We start from the raw sequence: 17,826 nt of genomic DNA, 5'->3' as shown, positions 1-17,826 counted from the left end.
CCAGAACGTCATCCGAACCTGATGTGAGAAACCCGGGTGAACCATCGCAAACATCCCTAATGATCAGGCACGTTGCAACCACCGCTCGAATCCGCCCGACCCCTGCTACGAAGTACCACTCACCTGCGGCGAAGCCGCTCCAAAGCGTCGAACATCTTGAATCGTCCACTCGTGGGCACGGTTTCGATGTCGTGGCCGGTGACGCCCCAGCCCGCCAACAGGGTGTTCGCTGCCTGCAGTCCGGTGGTGGCGGCACGTTCCATGAGAGCAACGGGCAGATCGATCCGAATGCCGTCACCCGCGAGTACCAGCGAGGGCTCGGGGGTACGCACGGTGGGCCGCTCGGCGAATGCTCCGAGGCCGAACATCGGGCAGTCGTCTCGCCATTCGGATCGTTCCGCGATCACCTCTGCCGCAGCGGTTTCCGGGTAGATCTCGTGCATGCGAGCCATCAGCTGCGCGCGGGTGACCTCCTCGGATTCCTCGGCAGCGTAGGCATGCAGTTCGACGACCGAACCTCCGGTCCTCGCTGCCCACTCCGCGGCCTCGTCCTCGAACCGCTCGAGCACACTGATGTTGTCGATCGGAGGCATGCCGCCGGTGCCGATGAACGCGGGACGATCGGCATTCACCGCCTTGCTCAGCCACACGCGGTGGACCATGAAAGGCGGGGTGTTCTGCAGCGCGCCGATCTGCTTGCGCCACGCCGGCGTCCCGAGCTCGGGGGATTTCTCGAGCACCCGCTGCAATCCGGCGATGTCGGTAGCGAGGACCACCGCGTCGGCGTCGATGATTCCGCCGGCGTCGACGCGGAACTTGCGCAGGCCACCGCGGGTGATCTCGCCACACGGAGTGGACGTTCTGATGTCGACACCGAGACCGCTGAGGTACTCCCCCAACGGGTTCCACAGTGCCTGTGGGTAGGGATCGCGGGGGACGTCGAAGATCAGACCCTCGGAGGAGCCGAGGAAGTAGATGTGGAACATCATCGCCAGTTCGGCAGCCGACATCTCCTCCGGGTCGGCGAAGAAGCTGCGTGAGAACACCCCGAACGCCAGATGGCGTGCCGCTTCGGGAAAGTTGATGTTGCGCAGGAACTCCGCCGCGGGAGTGGTGTCGAGTTCGTCGAAGGTCTTCGGCACGCTCACCGTCATCAGTGGCAGGGCGGCGATTCCGTTGAGGTCGGTGAGGTCCTTCCACCGGAACGTCGGACTGCGCTTGACGAACGCGAATGCATTGAGCGGTGGCGTCTCGGGCAGACCCTTGAATCCGTCGATACGTCCGTCGCCGTCGATCAGCGGGTAGTCGTCGACCGGGCGTAGACGCGCCAGGTCGGGGTCGGTGCGGCGCAGTAGGTTTCGCAGGTTGTAGTACTGGCGGAAGAACGCGTGGAAGCCGCGGCTCATCGTCGCGGGCGAGCCGTCCTCCAGCGTCGTGTCCCATCCGCCGACGCGGCCGCCGAGGTAGCTTTCGCGTTCGACCAGATGAACCTTGACGCCGCGTTCGGCCAGCGCGGTCGCGGCGCTCAGTCCCGCGATACCGCCGCCCACCACCACCACATGCGGGACGTCGGCCAGCTGGCCTGCGTCCGAATATCCTTGCACCGCAGCATGGGTGACCTTCTTGGAATCGGTCAACGCTCTTCCTTCGCGGGTCGAGAGCCCAGGAACGTGTGCACCACACCGTTCTGCCATCCGGTCATCGTTTCTCGGGCGACACCGCTGTAGCCCGCACGCTGCATCCGTCGCACGAACGCCGATGCGCCGTCGAACGTCACAACGCTCCGCCACAGGTGCCGGTACAACGTGGCGTCTCGCGTCGCGAGCCAGCCGAGCGGGATGATGATGCCCCAGCTCACGACGTTCCAGGAGATGCGAGCACGCAGTGAATCGTGCACCGAATACTCGTGGAACGCGATCGTCGAACCCGGACGCAGCAGCGCCAGTAGCGATTTGAGTTCGGTGTCGGGGTCGTCGACGTTCCTGATCAGATAAGCGGCCAGGATGGCGTCGAACGGTCCGTCGACTCCGTTCACGGCCAGATCCTCCACCCGCGAGTGCACGAACGTGACGTTCGACGGCCAGTCCTTGCTCCGGGCGACCTCGAGCATCTCGGCGGACGCGTCGGCGGCGACGATCTCGGCGTGCGGTGCCGCTTCGAGCAGCGCTGCGGTGGACGCACCCGTACCGCAACCGATATCGAGCAGGCGCAATCCGCTTCCGAGATCGGGAATGCGGAGCCGCTGCGCGGACTTGACGAGGTGCTCGTGGTAACCGGGGTTCGCTCCGACGAGTCGGTCGTACGCCTTGGCACCGACGTCGAATGCGCCGGGAACTTCGTTTCGCGGCAGACCGCGCTTACCGACCTTCACAGTGCCTCTTCCTTGCTCACGCGGGCAGCTGGCCCACCCTGGACCGACACGACATCTCCGTGCTGCAACTGCCGTCCGCGGCGGATGTCCACGTCCCCGTTGACGCTGACCAGACCGTCGGCGATGATGCCCTTGGCTTCGGCACCGGATTCGATCAGGTTGGCGAGCTTGAGGAATTGGCCCAGCCGGATCGATTCGTCGCGGATGGGGACATCGTGTGCATCGGACATGTCTCCATCCTGTACTAGCGGGCCGCTCGCTGCTACCAACGAGTCACATCGCGGCGCGGAAGCGGCGCAACCGCAGGCTGTTGCTCACCACGAACACCGAGGACAGCGCCATCGCAGCCCCGGCGAGCATCGGGTTGAGCAGGCCCGCGGCCGCGAGCGGAATCGCTGCGACGTTGTAGGCGAACGCCCAGAACAGATTGCCCTTGATGGTGCTCAGTGTGCGACGCGAGAGCCTGATCGCATCGCCGACGGCCCGTAGGTCGCCGCGGACCAACGTCAGGTCGCTCGCCTCGATCGCGACATCGGTTCCGGTTCCCATCGCGAGCCCCAGGTCGGCGGTGGCCAGCGCTGCCGCGTCGTTGATGCCGTCGCCGACCATCGCCACGACCTTGCCTGCGGCCTGCAGTTCACGAACGGCAGCGACCTTGTCCGACGGCAGCACACCGGCAACGACCTGCTCGATGCCTACCTCCGCGGCGATCGTTCGGGCGGCGGCCTCGTTGTCGCCGGTGAGCATGACCGGCGTCAGGCCCAGCTCGCGCAGTTCTGCGACGGCCTGCTTCGACGTCGGCTTGACCGAGTCGGAGACCACCAGAACCCCGCGGGCCTTCCCGTCCCACCCGATCGCGACGGCGGTGCGTCCCTGGCGTTCGGCGTCGTCGAACGCGTCGGCCAGTTCCGGGGGCAGAGGCATCGACCAGTCGGCCAGCAGGCTGCGACGGCCGATGACCGCGGCGCGACCCTCGACGACGCCCTGGACACCGAGACCCTCGAGGCTGGCGAACCCCTCGACAGCCGCGGACTGGGTCGAACCTGCGATGGCCCGAGCGATGGGATGCTCCGAACCCGATTCCAACGCTGCCGCCACGGCACGGACCACGTCCTCGTCCTCACCGTCGGCCACGTGCACCGAGTGCAGTGTCATCTCACCGGTGGTCACGGTGCCGGTCTTGTCCAGCACGACGGTGTCGATGCGGCGGGTCGATTCGAGCATTTCGGGGCCCTTGATCAGAATCCCCAGCTGCGCCGCCCGTCCGGTGCCGACCATCAGTGCTGTGGGGGTGGCCAGCCCGAGTGCGCAGGGGCACGCGATGATCAGGACGGCGACCGCCGCCGTGAAGGCAGCGGCCACCGAATTGCCGGTGCCGAGCCAGAATCCGAGCGTTGCCACCGAGATGGCGATGACGATCGGCACGAAGATTCCCGAGATGCGATCGGCCAGACGCTGGGCCTGAGCCTTGCCGGTCTGCGCATCTTCCACCGCCTTCGCCATCTGCGCAAGCTGGGTGTCTGCACCGATTCTGCTGGCGCGCACAGTGATTCGACCACCGACGTTCACCGTGGCTCCGGTCACCGCGTCGCCGGCCCCGACCTCTACCGGCACCGACTCGCCCGTCAGCATCGACCGATCGACGGCCGAGGATCCACTCTCGACGGTTCCGTCCGTGGCGATCTTCTCACCCGGACGAACGACGAACAGATCGCCGACGGCGAGCTGATCGATCGGAATCTGCTGTTCCTCATCGCCTTTCAGCACGGCGACGGTCTTGGCACCGAGGTCCATCAGTGCGCGCAACGCCGCACCGGCCTGCCTCTTGGACCTGCTCTCGAACCACCGGCCGGCCAGGATGAAGGTGGTGACGCCCGCAGCCGCCTCGAGATAGATATTGCTCGCCCCGTCCATCCGCGCGATCGTGAACTCGAACGGATGCGTCATACCGGGCTCGCCGGCTGTACCGAAGAACAGCGCATACAGCGACCAGCCCAGTGCAGCAAGGGTTCCCATGCTCACGAGGGTGTCCATCGTCGACGTACCGTGCTTCAGGTTGGTCCACGCGGCCCGGTGGAACGGCAGCGCTCCCCAGATGACGACCGGCGCGGCGAGAGTCAACGACAGCCACTGCCAGTTGGTGAACTGAAAGGCCGGAATCATGGCCATCGCGATGACCGGCACGCTGAGCACCGCCGAAACGATCAGACGCTGCTTCAACGGATCGACCGGTGTGTCGGCGTCGACCGGCTCGGCCACCGGAAGGCTCGCGGTGTACCCGGCAGCTTCGACGGCGGCGATCAGATCCTCGGTGGCGACGCCGTCGCTGGTGACTCGCGCCTTCTCGGTGGCGTAGTTGACCGTCGCCGATACCCCGTCGAGCTTGTTGAGCTTGCGTTCGATGCGGTTGGCGCACGACGCACAGGTCATGCCGCCCAGAATCAGTTCGGTTTCCGTACTCATCCCCGATTCCCTTCTGCCTCGATGACGAATGTGGCCGTGCGGACGACACCCTGATGCTGGAAGTCCGGATAGAGCGCAGATGTTCCGTCGTGCGACTCGTGGTCGGAATGCGTCGGTTCGCTGGGCGACGCGTCGGGTCCGATCGCATGGCCGACGAACAGGGCGAGAAAGAAGACAAGGGCTATGCCGACGACGAATCCGACGAGCTTGGTCGGGGTGCCGAGTTCCTGTCGTGTGGAGTTCACATCCCTACCCTACCCCCCCAGGGTATCTAGTGGGTAGTGCCGATCGCCTTCTTGAAGCCGACGTGTGAGGCAGTGAAGCCCAGACGGGTGTAGAACCGGTGGGCATCCACTCGACGCGAGTCGGACGTCAGCTGCACCAGAGCGCACCCTCGCCGCGTGGCCTCCTCGATCGCCCACTCGATCAACGCGCCACCGAGCCCGCGGCTGCGCCAGGTAGCGGCCACCCGTACGGCTTCGATCTGAGCGCGCAACGCCCCACCTCGCGCCAGTCCCGGAATGACCGTCGACTGCAGAGTTCCCACCACCTCGCCACCGTGCACGACGACGACCAGCACGTTCCGTGGATCGGAGGAAATGTCCTCGAAAGCGGTGCGATATCCGTCCATGTTCTCGACGGATTCGCGCGCCCAACTGGTCGTCCGCCAGCAGCGCCACGATCGACTCGAGGTCCGACGCCACCGCCTCACGCACGACGCAGGTCGATCCATCGGTCAGAGCTAATTCCATCGGTGTCATTCGGGCGTGAAAAGTCATGTCCACGACGGTAAACGAAGCGTTTTGTAACGCGAACCATCCGAGCGACGAAATGCCGGGTAACCCACTGGCAATTGCAGTCGGGATCGGTTCGGGCGTGGATGATGGGGATCGAAAACATGAATGGTGGCAAGTCGAAGCGTGTGCGCATCGCGCTCAGCGCGTTTGCGATCGGCGCACTCGGTGCCGGAGTGCTGGTGGCAGCACCCTGGTCTGCGTCGGAAACGAGTGTCGAGGCCTCCGTCGAGCTGGTCTCGACATCGACCTGCTACGACATGGTGAGCATCGCCATCGGCGGACGCGGCGACACCCCACGCGAGGGCGTCAAGTGGCTGACCAAGCCCGACGGCACCCGCCTCCCCGCAGCGATGTCCGGTGACTACTCGAGCGACTGGATCGACCAGGCCGTGCGAGCTCCGAACAACGGCAACGTGGTTCCCGACTCCTACGCCGCGGTCTACGTCGAGTACCCGGCCGACCTGGCGAGCTACGAGAACGCCGTGCAGACGGGCGTCACCAACTCGCAGACCATCATGAAGGAAATCTCCGCGTCCTGCCCCAAGACTCGCTTCGCCATCGTCGGCTACAGCGAAGGCGCAGACGTTGCTCGCCGCACCGCCATGGAAATCGGCAATCAGGCCGTTCCCGAGGACGGCAAGTACGGCATCATCGACCCCTCGCAGGTCGTCGGCGTCGTCATCTTCGCCGACGCGGGACGCGTCGCAGGAGAGGGACCGTTCCCCGGTGCCGAGAACCCGTTCAGTAACCCGGACGGTTTCGACACCAAGTACCAGAACGGCAACAACGCCATCCCCGGACAGGGTGCATTGCCGGGAACGTCGGGCGGCTTCGGCGCACTCGACGGGCGCGTCGCGTCCTTCTGCTCCGACGGTGACCTGACCTGCGCACTGCCCGCCAACACGTCGCTGATTCACCTGGCCGCCAACGTCGGTCGACAGGTCAACGCCGATGCGCTGCAGAACGAGAACCTCACCCCGGCCACCGGAGCCGACCTGGCTCTGGCACTGGGACGCATCGCAGTCAACGCCTTCAACGACATTGCGTCGCAGCCCAATTGGATGCAGAGCGACGAGACCTTCCTCGACGTACTGATCAAGGTGTCCGAGCCCAACTACAAGCCCGGCACCGCAACGACCCCCGTCTCGGCCAAGGTCGACGGTGAAGAGCCGATCGAGACCGGCCAGATGGTCGACATGGTGTACCTGCCGCAGAAGATCTTCAAGGAGATCACCGGGTTCATCTCGTCCAACCAGAACACGATCCCGGTCATCATGAACGATCCCTACGGCCTGACCCTCGGGCCCGGCTCGGGACACCACTTCGACTACTGGCGCGACGCCGACGCCGCCAACGGCAAGCCACTGACCTCGGTCCAGTACGCCGCAGCCTGGCTGACCCAGCTGGCCGAGCAGGCCAACCGGGGCGAGCCGGTGAAGACCAAGGAAGTACAGGAGAAGGCAGGCCGCGCAGCAATCCAGGCCATCGCCGCCACACCCGAGACCACCACCTCGGCAACGGCAACTCCGACGGCAACGACACCGGCACCGGTCACCACCAGCCCCGCTGCCCCGGCCGCCCCCGTTGCGCCTGCCCCCGCCCCCGCAGCCGAGGTGCCGGCACCCGCACCGGCGCCGGCTCCCGCTGCCGAGCCTGCAGAACCCGCCTGCACGACTCCGGTCGAGGGTGAGACACCCGTCGAGGGTGCACCGCCGGTATGCGTCACCGCGCCCGCCACGGAAACGCCGGTCACCCCCGAGGCCGCAGCTCCGACGACGGTGGAAACTCGTAGCCCACTACGAGTTTCCACGCACGACGGGTGAGCGACGCGCCAGCAGAACAGCGGCACCCGTCACCACAGCAAGAACCACGAGCCCGGCCACCGACAGCACCAGGTGGTCGGGCTCGCTTGTGCGTGAGATGACCGATTCATCCATGGAAAACGACGGTGTGTAGCCGGCGGACACCACGGTCACGGGCAGGGCCATGACGAACACCGCCGGCAGTGAGATCACCAGAGATCCGGGCGAGGTCGCCAGTGCGGAGACCAGAACATAGGCCGCAACGAGCGGCAGAGCGAACTGCGAGACGATCGGAATGTCGACGTAGTTCTCCGTCAGGCTCGTAGCAGCGATGACGAACAGGCCGCCCAGCCCGATGTACAGCTGCGGCCACCGGTAACCGATCCCGGCTCCCACTACCAACAGTGCTGCGCTCGCGCACAACCGAACGGCATCTCCCGCGGCGAAGCCGGAGGTGCCCAGGGCCGTCGCCGACACTGCGAACAGCACCAGCAGCAGGCATCCGTCGCGCCCAGGAAGTAGGAACGAGGCCAGCAGCGCGGCAGCCGTCATACCGACGAGAGCCCCGAGCCACTCGACGCTCCGCGTATCGGCATCTGCCGCAATCCAGCTCAGGACGCTTGCCACGACGGGCAGCGACAGGCCGACGAGCAGAATCCGCGGGGTCTCGGGTGGCTGCACCACCTCGTGGCGGCGTGCCAGGAACAACGTGACTGCCGCGGCCACTGCAGCGATCACCATGACGATCGCGCGCTCGGGCGCCACATCGTCCTCGGCACCGACCACATCCCAGACGAAGACGGGACCGTCGTTCGCCTGCATCAGCGCATCGAGCCAATAACCCAGCAGCCCGGCGCCCACAACCGAGACACCCAGGGCGGCCTGTGCACCACGGTGGTGTCCCGACAAGACCGCGGCCGCACCCAGCAGCACACCGGTGCCCACTGCAGCGGCCCAGTGCCCGAGTATGCCGGGCACCATTCCGACGGTCTGGAACACCACGACGAGCAGCGCTGCCATCGCCACGATGGTCGCAGTTGGCGCACTGACCCGGGCCACGGCGACCGCCGTCCCACAGGCAGCGACGGCAACGACTGTGAGCCCGTTGACAATCGACCAGAACGACCCGAATTCCGCAGTGCTGTTCACCAGCGACTCGACGGGGCCGATGTCACTGATGGCATAGCCGAGAACGAAACCGGCCAAGAGCATCGACAGTACTTTCATACTGCCGATCATGCCGTCAGCCGAATTTCACTCCCTGCGCCAGGGGCAGTTCGTTGGAATAGTTGACCGTGTTCGTCGCCCGACGCATGTAGGCCTTCCATGCGTCCGAACCTGATTCGCGTCCGCCACCGGTTTCCTTCTCGCCGCCGAAAGCACCGCCGATCTCGGCACCGGAGGGACCGATGTTGACGTTAGCGATGCCGCAGTCCGATCCAGCAGCCGACAGAAAACGTTCCGCTTCACGCAGGTCGGTAGTGAAGATCGACGACGAAAGTCCCTGCGGCACATCGTTGTGCAGGGCGATGGCCTCGTCGAGGGTGTCGTAGGTGAGCACGTACAGGATGGGCGCGAACGTTTCGTGCTTGACGATGTCGGTCTGGGCGGGCATCGTCACGATCGCGGGCTGCACGTAGTACGAATACTCGTCGACGACATTCACGCGCTCACCGCCGACCACCACCGTTCCGCCGTCGGACTTGGCGGCCTCGAGCGCCTTCTGATAGCCGGCGAACGCGCCCGCGTCGATGAGCGGACCCACCAAAGTGTCGCTCTCCAAGGGAGATCCGATGGACAGCGTCTCGTACGCCGCGGCCAACTTGGCCACCAGTTCGTCCGCAACCGAGGAATGCGCGATGACGCGTCGGAGCGAGGTGCACCGCTGACCGGCCGTACCCGCAGCCGAGAACACCAGCCCGCGCGTCGTGAGATCGAGGTCTGCCGACGGCGTCACGATCGCCGCGTTGTTGCCGCCGAGTTCGAGCAGCACGCGCCCGAATCGCTGCGCAACCCGCGGCGCAACAGCCTTGCCCATCCTGGTCGAACCGGTTGCCGACACCAGAGCAACACGCGAATCATCCACCAGCGCTTCACCGGACGCTCGGTCCCCGATCACCAACTGAGCGATCTTGGGATCGACACCTGCAGCGGCAGCAGCACGCTCGAACAGAGCCTGCACGCCGACGGCAGTCAGCGGGGTCTTCTCCGACGGCTTCCAGATCACGGTGTCGCCCGCCACCAACGCCAACGCCGTGTTCCAACTCCACACCGCGACAGGGAAATTGAACGCCGTGATGACGCCGACGACACCGAGCGGATGCCACTGCTCCATCATGCGATGCCCGGGGCGTTCGGTGGCAATGGTGTTGCCGTACAGCTGACGTGACAGGCCGACGGCGAAGTCGCAGATGTCGATCATCTCCTGCACTTCCCCGAGCCCCTCGGAGACGATCTTTCCGGCCTCGATGGAGACCAGGGCGCCGAGGTCCTCCTTGTGCGTACGCAGCAGTTCCCCGAGTTCTCGGATCACCTGACCCCGCGCCGGTGCCGGCACCTGCGACCACGAGACGAACGCCGCAGCTGCGTCCGCGATGACACCGTCGACGTCTGCGGCAGAGGCCGATGCCAGCGACGCCAAATTTCCGCCGGTGATCGGCGATCTCGCGGTGATCGCGTCGGGACCGGCCGGCACGTCGAGCGCGATCGTCGCACCCAGCCGGTCGAGAATGGCGCGCGTACGCACACTCAGCTCGTCGTGGGTGATGGATGCAGACATGCGCGTACACCTTCCGTGGAGAGAATCGAACCGTCGGACATAAGCCTACCGACGGGGGTTACAACAGTATTATTTCCTGCCCAATGGTCTTGCTTACGGAATATTAACGCGTATGTTCGTCATCATGACGCAAGTATTACAGCGCACCGGAGTGCCCATCGACGCCTCGACCGCCCGCGGCGTGATCGGTGAACACCTACTGGCCGACGGTTTCGAGCTGGTCCTGGACCTCGACGCCTCTACCGGGTCCACCCTGGTCGACGCCCGAGACGGCACTCGCTACCTGGATCTGTTCACCTTCTTCGCGTCCAATGCCCTGGGTATGAACCACCCCGCCCTGACCGACGATCCGGATTTCCGGGCCGACCTGCTACAGGCGGCGATGAACAAACCCAGCAACTCCGACATCTACACCGTGCCGATGGCACGCTTCGTCGACACGTTCGCCCGGGTGCTGGGCGATGCTCGGCTACCGCACCTGTTCTTCGTCGAGGGCGGTGCATTGGCAGTGGAGAACGCATTGAAGGTGGCATTCGACTGGAAGTCCCGGTGGAACGAGCGCAAGGGCATCGATCCGTCCCTGGGCTCGCAGGTGATGCACTTCGAGCACGCGTTCCACGGGCGCACCGGGTACACGATGTCCCTCACCAACACCGATCCGAACAAGGTCGCGCGCTTCCCGAAATTCGACTGGCCCCGAATTCCGTCCCCGTTCATCAGATCCGACGCGAACATGGACGAGCTCGAAGACGCATCGTTGACGGCCGCGCGGCTGGCCTTCGAAGCCAATCCGCACGACATCGCCTGCGCCATCATCGAACCCATCCAGGGCGAGGGCGGGGATCACCACTTCCGCCCCCGCTTCCTGCAGAAGCTGCGCGCACTCTGCCACGAGTTCGACGCACTGTTCGTCATGGACGAGGTGCAGACCGGAGCCGGAATGACCGGCACCGCATGGGCTTTCCAGCAGCTCGACGTCGTCCCGGATGTGGTCGCCTTCGGTAAGAAGGTCCAGGTCTGCGGCGTGATGGCGGGCGGTCGCGTCGACGACATCGACGACCACGTGTTCGCGGTCAGCTCCAGAATCAACTCGACGTGGGGTGGCAGCCTCACCGACATGGTGCGGTCGCGTAAAATATTGGAGGTCGTCGAAGCCGAGAACCTCATCGAACGCGCCGGCCGACTCGGAACAGTGCTGCTGAAGCAGTTGCAGGAGTTGGCAACTCGACATGCGATGGTCACCGAGGTTCGTGGACGCGGACTCATGTGCGCCTTCTCCCTGCCCGACGCTACGACCCGCGACCGAGTGATCGAACTGTTGCGCACCGAGGAGCACGTACTCGCGTTGGGCTGCGGCGACGCGGCAGTGCGATTCCGGCCGGCACTGACGGTCACCGAAGCCGAACTGACACAGGCAATCGAGTCCATCGATCGGGTGTTGAATCGGCTCTGACCCACCGCGTCAGGTAATCCTTGACATCAGCCGCAGCCTTCTGTCAGGATAAACCTGACACAGGAGGTGGATCATGGATCCGATCGAGCTGGCCGCCGAGGCCGACATCACTGCGGCAACACGGGCGGTCGTGACGGCCGCAGCCACCGAGGCCGGTCGCATTGCCGACGAGATCATCGGCACCGGCCCACTGCCGGGCACACCGGAATGGGAGGCAGAGCAGTCGACCGACCTGCCTGCACGACGGAGCCTCGCGTGGCATCTGTTGAGTCTTCGTGTGCAACTGGCGGCGGGGCTCGACGGCATCGAAACCGTTGTGGTGCTGCGCGTTCAGGGTGCGACGTGGGCGATCATCGGCCAGGCGGTCGGCATGTCTCGTCAATCGGCGCACGAGCGGTGGGGTGCCCGCGCGGCGGCGATTCTCGATCCCGTCGGCGATGGGCAGCCCGACATCGTTCCGAACGACAGTCCGGCGTGACTCACCGCAGCACGGTCGCTGCCGCGGCTGCGACGGCGTCGGCCGCTCGCTGCAGTGCAGGCGACGACAGCGACCACTGCTGCCAGTACAGCTGAACGTCTTCGATGCCGTCGGCGTCGAAGCACGTCAGCGAGTCACAGTCCTGGAGGTCCGGGATCATTCCCCAGCCGAAGCCGAGTTCCACCGCCCGGGCGTAGTCCGAGGACGCCGGGACGAGGTGACGGGGCGGAGTATGCGAATCGACGCCTCGGTGCCGTAAGTAGTTGTCCTGCAATCGGTCGTCGGCATCGAACACCACCACCGGTGCGGTGCTCAGTGCCTCGATCGTCGTGCCGGCACCGAACCATCGCTCGATGAACTTTTCGGTTGCCGACGGCCGGTAGCGCATGGCGCCGAGGGATCGGACGGTACACCCACGGACCGGTTCGGACACCGATGTGATTGCAGCAGAGACGATTCCGTCGTGCAGGAGCTGGGCCGTGCGGTCCTGGTCCTGACGATGCAGATCGAAGGTCGTCGTACCGGCGAGTGGCGCGAGCGCAGGCAGCACCCACGTCGCCATCGAATCGGCATTGACGGCAATCGAAATGGGGGCCGAGACGCCGTCGTCGTTGAGCTCGGCCCTCGTCTGATCCGTGAGCGTATCGATCTGACGAGCCAGGCGTAGTACCGCGGCACCCGACTGGGTGGCCACCACCGGTTTCGTCCGCTGCACCAGGGTGCGCCCCAACGACGCTTCGAGCGACTTGATTCTCTGGCTTACTGCCGACGGGGTCACATGCAATGCACGTGCGGCAGCCTCGAAAGTTCCACCGTCGACTACTGCTGTCAGCGCTCTGAGCTGCTCGATCTCCACAATATGAAGTTACACTTACCGATGGTGAAAAACATTCGCTGGCTCTAATGCTGGTCGCCTCCTAGCGTGAACAGCATGACCTCGCTTGCCGCAGCACAATCGACGTTGACCGGATTGGGAGTCGGCCTGTCCCTTATCGTCGCCATCGGTGCGCAGAACGCGTTCGTCCTGCGCAAGGGCCTGCAACGCACCCATGTGTTCCCGGTGGTTGCGGTGTGCGCGCTGTCCGACGCCGTGCTGATCGTCGCCGGGGTGGCGGGCATCGGCGTCCTCGTGGACCGGTTTCCGCTGGCGTTACGCGTCGTCACCGTGCTCGGAGCGCTGTTCCTCTTCGTCTACGGAGTGATGGCGCTGAACCGCGCCCGCACCCCAGCGGCGATGACCACCGACGGCGGCGGTGGGGGCTCGCTGATCGCCGCTGTCGCAACGTGTCTCGCGTTGACGTGGCTCAACCCGCACGTCTACCTCGATACCGTCGTATTTCTCGGGTCCATCGGTAACCGGCAGCCGGGCGAGCTTCGGTGGTGGTTCGCCCTCGGTGCCGTGCTGGGCAGCGTGCTCTGGTTCACCGCTCTCGGATACGGATCGCGCGTGCTCAGCCCCCTGTTCGCGCGGCCGACGGCGTGGCGGGTCCTCGATCTCGGTATCGGAATCATGATGCTCACCCTGGCCGCGCTGCTGTTGTTTGGCTGAGTCTGCCGCGCCGACGGAGCGCGAGCAGTGAGCTGAGTGTCCACAATTCTCGATCGCGGCCCTCATCCCGATTTCGCATCCACAGAATGGACACGCAGCCCACCACCCGATACGAAGGACCCATGGCACAGCTGACGACGTTCCCGGAGCCCGAGTCCTCCTTGTCCGATCCCGCCGACCTGTTCGTCGAGTACCTCCGCTTCTACCGCGGTGAGCTCGCCCGGCGGATCGCCGCGTTGAGTGACGACGCGCTGGCCACGTCGGCTGTGCCGTCGCAGTGGACTCCCCTCGAGATGCTCATCCATCTTGTGTACATGGAACAGCGCTGGTTCGTCTGGGGGTTCCTCGGGCGCGCCGTCGACGATCCGTGGGGGGACAAGAAGGACGGATCCTGGCATGTGCCGACCGACGTGCCGGCGGCGGCATTGCTCGCGCGCCTCGACGACGGCGCTCGACTGACCGAGCAGGTGCTGCGGTCTCATCGCATGGACGACGTGGCCACCCTGGGTGGACGATTCACCGAAGAACAGCCCACCCTGATCTGGATCTGCTTTCATGTACTGCAGGAATACGCCCGCCATCTCGGCCACCTCGACGTCGCCGTCGAACTGACCGGCGGGCCCACAGGCGAGGGGCCGCAATGAGAATCAACATCACCAGTGTGTTCGTCGACGATCAAGACAAGGCACTGGCGTTCTACACCGACGTACTGGGCTTCGTGGTCAAGCACGACATTCCCATGGGCGGAACAGATCGCTGGCTCACGGTCGTATCTCCTCAGGAGCCGGAGGGCACCGAGCTACTGCTCGAGCCCAGCGGCCATCCGGCAACCGGCCCGTTCAAGACGGCACTGTTCACCGACGGCATTCCGTTCACCCAGTTCGCCGTCGAAGACGTTGCAGCCGAACACGATCGGCTTGTCGGACTGGGTGTCAGGTTCACTCAGGAGCCCACCGAGATGGGCCCGGTGATCACCGCCGTGTTCGACGACACCTGCGGCAACCTGATTCAGATCATCGCTCCGGTGAGCTGACCGGTCACACGTTCGCGTACAGATCGACGGTGGTGCCGTCGGGATCGTGCACGACGGCATAACGCTGCCCCCAGAACGCATCCCACGGCTGCAGGTGCCCTGTGTACCCCGCGTCGGTCACTGCGGCCCACGCGGCATCGACTCCGGCGGCCGTGCCGCAGTCGAATGCCAGCGCGACGCGGTGGCCTCCGCTGGGCGCGGTCCACGTCGGATCGAACGAGGTGATCGTCGAGGGTAGGTCGAACAACAACCGAACCCCACCGAGGTCGACCTCCACATGTTGCTCGGCATCGGCCTCGGCCGGAATGTCCAGTCCCAGAACGCGGTAGAACGCCAATGCAACTGCCATATCGGCGACGACGATTTCGATTCCTGCCAGACGTGGTTTCACCCGGACAAGGGTAGCCACGTCAGCCCCAGTTCGCGGCATTTGTCAGGCAGAACGGATGCCCGGCCGGATCCAACAGCACACGCCAGGTCTCACCCGGTTGCTCGTCGGGCACAGTTGCCCCCAACTGCACTGCGGCTTTCGCGGCCGCATCCAGATCGTCGACCGCGAGATCGAAGTGAAACTGTTTGCTGCCCTTCGTGTTCGGCCACTCCGGCCGCTGATAATTCTCCACGCGTCCGAATCCGAGCGCGCTGGAGGGCCCCTGCAGCATCGCGTAATCCTTCTCCGCGTGGACGACGGTCCAGCCGAGCAACGCAGACCAGAACGTCGCGCTGGCCTCGGGATCTCCGCAGTCCAGCGTGACCATCTTCAGGGTTGCCACGGGTGCATCGTTCATGGTGTTTCTCCTCGACAGCGTCGATCGTTTCTCGAAGGTGTCGGACCAGACTCCTACACTGACGCCCGTGCCGGATAGGAAAAATGCGACAGCCACCCACGCCGGTGTCCTGCGGCCGGATCAGCTGGCGCAGTATGTCGACCTGGTCCGGCTGCCGTGTGCGGCGTCGTTGGAACCGTGGGTCGAGAACTACTGGCAACTTCGGTGGGATCTGCCGTCGGGCATCTCGTATCGCAGCTCGACCCTGCCCCACCCGGCATGCACGCTCAGCGTCGAGCACGGCTGGACCCGCGCCGGCGTCACCGAGCCGGTGGTCGTGACCGGAGTGCTGACCCGACGGTTCGACGTCGAACTCGCCGATTCCGGGTGGGTGTTCGGCGTCAAGTTCCGACCCGGCGGCTACGCGAGCTTCACCGGAACCGTGGCCCGAACTCTGCGAGACGTCCCAGTAGCTCCGCCCACCCCGTTCCGGCTGGAGACCGTCGCCGCGTTGACGCGACTGGACTCACAGCACGATGCCGACCACTGCCGAACCGTCGTCGACGCGGTTCTCGAGCCCTACGCCCACGATGTCGAGCCGGAGTACGAGATCGTCTTGGATGTCATCGGCACGATGCTCGGTGATCGGACGCTGATACGCGTCGGCCAGGTGGAGGACAGATGTGGCATCGGGACTCGTCGGCTACAGCGGTTGTTCGAGCGTTATGTCGGTGCGACGCCCAAGTGGGTTCTGGGCCGATATCGGATTCACGACGCCCTCAGTGATCTCGACAACGGATACAGCGGGTCGCTGGCGGAACTGGCCGCGCGGTACGGATGGTTCGACCAGGCGCATTTCACCCGCGAGTTCACCGAACTGGTCGGTGTGTCTCCCGGTACGTATCAACTGTGAGTAACACCTTCGTCACGCAATGCGACTTTTGCCGATTCGTTTGGCACAGTATCCCGCGGTGCTCGGTAGCACCCGGTGGGCAACCGCAGCACAGAGGAAGAGTGGGCTTCAACGCATGATCAACATTCTCGTCGCCGGTGGAATCGCATTGGCGGTCTCGATTCTGTTGACGCCATTTCTCATCGCGCTGTTCACCCGGCAGGGCTTCGGCCAGGAGATTCGCGTCGAAGGCCCGGCGAGCCACCAAGCCAAGCGAGGAACGCCGACGATGGGCGGCGTCGCGATCATCGTGGGTCTGTGGGCCGGTTACCTCGGTTCCCACCTCGTGGCGATGGGAGGCGACGGGCCGTCGGCATCGGCGCTGTTGATCCTCGGTCTCGCGACCGCCCTCGGCATCGTCGGTTTCCTCGACGACTACATCAAGCTCCGGATGAAGCGAAGCCTCGGCCTCAAAGCCACCGGAAAATACGTCGGGCAGATCAGTGCCGCGGTGATCTTCGCGGTTCTGGCTCTGCAGTTTCGCAACGGCAACGGGCTGACGCCGGGCAACGTCGAACTGTCACTGGTGCGTCAGTCGACGTTCTTCACGATGGCTCCGATCGTCTTCGTGCTGTTCTGTGTGTTTCTCGTCGTTGCCTGGTCCAATGCCGTCAACCTCACCGACGGGCTCGACGGGTTGGCGGCGGGCTCGATGACCCTCGTCCTCGGCGCCTACACGGTGATGACGTTCTGGCAGTACCGGCAATCGTGCGCCACCAATTCGGTGGCCGGGTGCTACCAAGTGCGTGATCCCCTCGACCTCGCTGTCGTGTGCGCGGCGGCCGCGGGAGCGTGCATCGGATTCCTGTGGTGGAACGCGGCACCGGCCAAGATCTTCATGGGCGACACCGGCTCCCTGGCACTCGGTGGTCTGCTCGCCGGCCTGTCCGTCGTCAGCAAGACCGAGCTGATCGCGGTTGTCTTCGGAGCCCTTTTCGTCGCCGAGAGCGCGTCGGTGGTCATCCAGGTCGCGTCCTTCAAGTCCACCGGCAAGCGGCCGTTCCGGATGGCACCGATCCACCATCACTTCGAGTTGGGTGGCTGGGCGGAAACAACGGTCATCATCCGACTGTGGCTGTTCGCGGCCATCGCGTCGGCGCTGGGGCTCGGATTGTTCTACAGCGAGTTCCTCGCAGCCGTCGGCTGACCTCTACGATTCCGATATGACCGACGAACTGTCTCCGCTGGCCAAGGTCGATGCTCTCGCCGCCGAACTCGAGACCCTCGATGCTCGACGCGTCGCCATCGGAGTCGAACTCGTCAACCTTCAGTTCGGACTCGACGGAAACGCAAAGATCCGCGCCACCGAGGTCTTTCACAGCGACTACCTGGGCAGGCTGTTCACGTTGGTCGACGAACTGCGCACGGACGAGTAGGGCTCG

20 protein-coding genes are annotated in these 17,826 nt (G+C 65.0%); 9 read left to right on the top strand and 11 right to left on the bottom strand.

What is annotated here, in order from left to right; all coding sequences use genetic code 11:
• Positions 1 to 119: 119 nt before the first annotated feature.
• Genes ASH04_RS07345 through ASH04_RS07320 form a run of 6 tightly spaced genes read right to left on the bottom strand, consistent with a single transcriptional unit; the run spans position 120 to position 5,465 of the window.
• Complete coding sequence (locus tag ASH04_RS07345) at positions 120 to 1,637, bottom strand: NAD(P)/FAD-dependent oxidoreductase (RefSeq protein WP_057473181.1); 1,518 nt, start codon at positions 1,635 to 1,637, stop codon at positions 120 to 122.
• Positions 1,634 to 2,371, bottom strand: a complete 738-nt coding sequence (locus ASH04_RS07340; protein WP_027494924.1) for a class I SAM-dependent methyltransferase — start codon at positions 2,369 to 2,371, stop codon at positions 1,634 to 1,636. The genes ASH04_RS07345 and ASH04_RS07340 overlap by 4 nt, the downstream gene beginning before the upstream one ends.
• Positions 2,368 to 2,601 carry an RNA-binding S4 domain-containing protein gene (locus tag ASH04_RS07335; RefSeq protein WP_027494925.1) on the bottom strand — a complete coding sequence of 78 codons (234 nt, stop codon included), beginning with the start codon at positions 2,599 to 2,601 and terminating at the stop codon, positions 2,368 to 2,370. Before ASH04_RS07335 ends, ASH04_RS07340 begins: the two co-directional genes overlap by 4 nt.
• Positions 2,602 to 2,644: 43 nt before the next feature.
• Complete coding sequence (locus ASH04_RS07330) at positions 2,645 to 4,834, bottom strand: heavy metal translocating P-type ATPase (RefSeq protein WP_057473180.1); 2,190 nt, start codon at positions 4,832 to 4,834, stop codon at positions 2,645 to 2,647.
• Positions 4,831 to 5,079, bottom strand: coding sequence for a hypothetical protein (locus ASH04_RS07325; RefSeq protein ID WP_032385296.1), 249 nt, complete (start codon positions 5,077 to 5,079; stop codon positions 4,831 to 4,833). The genes ASH04_RS07330 and ASH04_RS07325 overlap by 4 nt, the downstream gene beginning before the upstream one ends.
• A 26-nt stretch (positions 5,080 to 5,105) precedes the next feature.
• Positions 5,106 to 5,465, bottom strand: coding sequence for a GNAT family N-acetyltransferase (locus ASH04_RS07320; protein ID WP_235579959.1), 360 nt, complete (start codon positions 5,463 to 5,465; stop codon positions 5,106 to 5,108).
• Positions 5,466 to 5,717: 252 nt separating this feature from the next.
• Here ASH04_RS07320 and ASH04_RS07315 point away from each other — a divergent pair, with 252 nt between their 5' ends.
• Positions 5,718 to 7,454 (top strand): cutinase family protein, encoded by a 1,737-nt coding sequence (locus ASH04_RS07315; RefSeq protein ID WP_057473179.1) that lies wholly within the window; start codon positions 5,718 to 5,720, stop codon positions 7,452 to 7,454.
• On the opposite strand, the gene ASH04_RS07310 is transcribed toward ASH04_RS07315, so the two are convergent.
• Both ASH04_RS07310 and amaB read right to left on the bottom strand, forming a co-directional pair.
• Positions 7,428 to 8,660, bottom strand: a complete 1,233-nt coding sequence (locus tag ASH04_RS07310) for a hypothetical protein (RefSeq protein ID WP_152530362.1) — start codon at positions 8,658 to 8,660, stop codon at positions 7,428 to 7,430. The genes ASH04_RS07315 and ASH04_RS07310 overlap by 27 nt on opposite strands.
• Before the next feature lie 16 nt (positions 8,661 to 8,676).
• Positions 8,677 to 10,212 carry an L-piperidine-6-carboxylate dehydrogenase gene (gene amaB, locus ASH04_RS07305; protein WP_057473178.1) on the bottom strand — a complete coding sequence of 512 codons (1,536 nt, stop codon included), beginning with the start codon at positions 10,210 to 10,212 and terminating at the stop codon, positions 8,677 to 8,679.
• 157 nt (positions 10,213 to 10,369) lie between these two features.
• On the opposite strand from amaB, the gene lat reads away from it, so the two are divergent.
• Complete coding sequence (lat, locus tag ASH04_RS07300) at positions 10,370 to 11,665, top strand: L-lysine 6-transaminase (RefSeq protein ID WP_162247521.1); 1,296 nt, start codon at positions 10,370 to 10,372, stop codon at positions 11,663 to 11,665.
• Positions 11,666 to 11,738: 73 nt separating this feature from the next.
• Positions 11,739 to 12,143: a hypothetical protein gene (locus ASH04_RS07295; protein WP_027494931.1), complete on the top strand. Its 405-nt coding sequence runs from the start codon at positions 11,739 to 11,741 to the stop codon at positions 12,141 to 12,143.
• Between the two features lies 1 nt (position 12,144).
• On the opposite strand, the gene ASH04_RS07290 is transcribed toward ASH04_RS07295, so the two are convergent.
• The gene (locus ASH04_RS07290) at positions 12,145 to 13,002 is read right to left on the bottom strand and encodes a LysR family transcriptional regulator ArgP (protein WP_027494932.1); all 858 of its coding nucleotides are present in this window, start codon (positions 13,000 to 13,002) and stop codon (positions 12,145 to 12,147) included.
• A 72-nt stretch (positions 13,003 to 13,074) separates the two neighbouring features.
• Between ASH04_RS07290 and ASH04_RS07285 the strand changes: the two genes are divergently transcribed.
• From ASH04_RS07285 to ASH04_RS07275, 3 genes are all read left to right on the top strand, one after another.
• Positions 13,075 to 13,692, top strand: a complete 618-nt coding sequence (locus ASH04_RS07285; protein WP_032367950.1) for a LysE/ArgO family amino acid transporter — start codon at positions 13,075 to 13,077, stop codon at positions 13,690 to 13,692.
• Between the two features lie 122 nt (positions 13,693 to 13,814).
• The gene (locus tag ASH04_RS07280; RefSeq protein WP_032367951.1) at positions 13,815 to 14,336 is read left to right on the top strand and encodes a mycothiol transferase; all 522 of its coding nucleotides are present in this window, start codon (positions 13,815 to 13,817) and stop codon (positions 14,334 to 14,336) included.
• A complete protein-coding gene (locus ASH04_RS07275; protein ID WP_027494935.1) occupies positions 14,333 to 14,725 on the top strand; it encodes a VOC family protein in 393 nt (130 codons plus the stop codon). Before ASH04_RS07280 ends, ASH04_RS07275 begins: the two co-directional genes overlap by 4 nt.
• A gap of 4 nt (positions 14,726 to 14,729) precedes the next feature.
• Here the strand turns inward: ASH04_RS07275 and ASH04_RS07270 are convergent, their stop codons facing one another.
• Positions 14,730 to 15,116 carry a VOC family protein gene (locus tag ASH04_RS07270; protein ID WP_027494936.1) on the bottom strand — a complete coding sequence of 129 codons (387 nt, stop codon included), beginning with the start codon at positions 15,114 to 15,116 and terminating at the stop codon, positions 14,730 to 14,732.
• Between the two features lie 19 nt (positions 15,117 to 15,135).
• A complete protein-coding gene (locus tag ASH04_RS07265) occupies positions 15,136 to 15,513 on the bottom strand; it encodes a VOC family protein (RefSeq protein ID WP_032367582.1) in 378 nt (125 codons plus the stop codon).
• Positions 15,514 to 15,580: 67 nt separating this feature from the next.
• Between ASH04_RS07265 and ASH04_RS07260 the strand changes: the two genes are divergently transcribed.
• From ASH04_RS07260 to ASH04_RS07250, 3 genes are all read left to right on the top strand, one after another.
• On the top strand, positions 15,581 to 16,405 hold the full coding sequence (locus tag ASH04_RS07260; RefSeq protein ID WP_230074833.1) for a helix-turn-helix transcriptional regulator: 825 nt from the start codon (positions 15,581 to 15,583) through the stop codon (positions 16,403 to 16,405).
• Between the two features lie 115 nt (positions 16,406 to 16,520).
• A complete protein-coding gene (mraY, locus tag ASH04_RS07255) occupies positions 16,521 to 17,591 on the top strand; it encodes a phospho-N-acetylmuramoyl-pentapeptide-transferase (RefSeq protein ID WP_027494939.1) in 1,071 nt (356 codons plus the stop codon).
• A 16-nt stretch (positions 17,592 to 17,607) separates the two neighbouring features.
• On the top strand, positions 17,608 to 17,820 hold the full coding sequence (locus ASH04_RS07250; protein WP_027494940.1) for a hypothetical protein: 213 nt from the start codon (positions 17,608 to 17,610) through the stop codon (positions 17,818 to 17,820).
• The last annotated feature ends 6 nt before the right edge of the window (positions 17,821 to 17,826 follow it).

The organism is Rhodococcus sp. Leaf233 (assembly GCF_001426165.1).
Lineage (GTDB): Bacteria > Actinomycetota > Actinomycetes > Mycobacteriales > Mycobacteriaceae > Rhodococcoides > Rhodococcoides fascians.
This window is presented reverse-complemented; position numbering and strand designations above follow the sequence as displayed.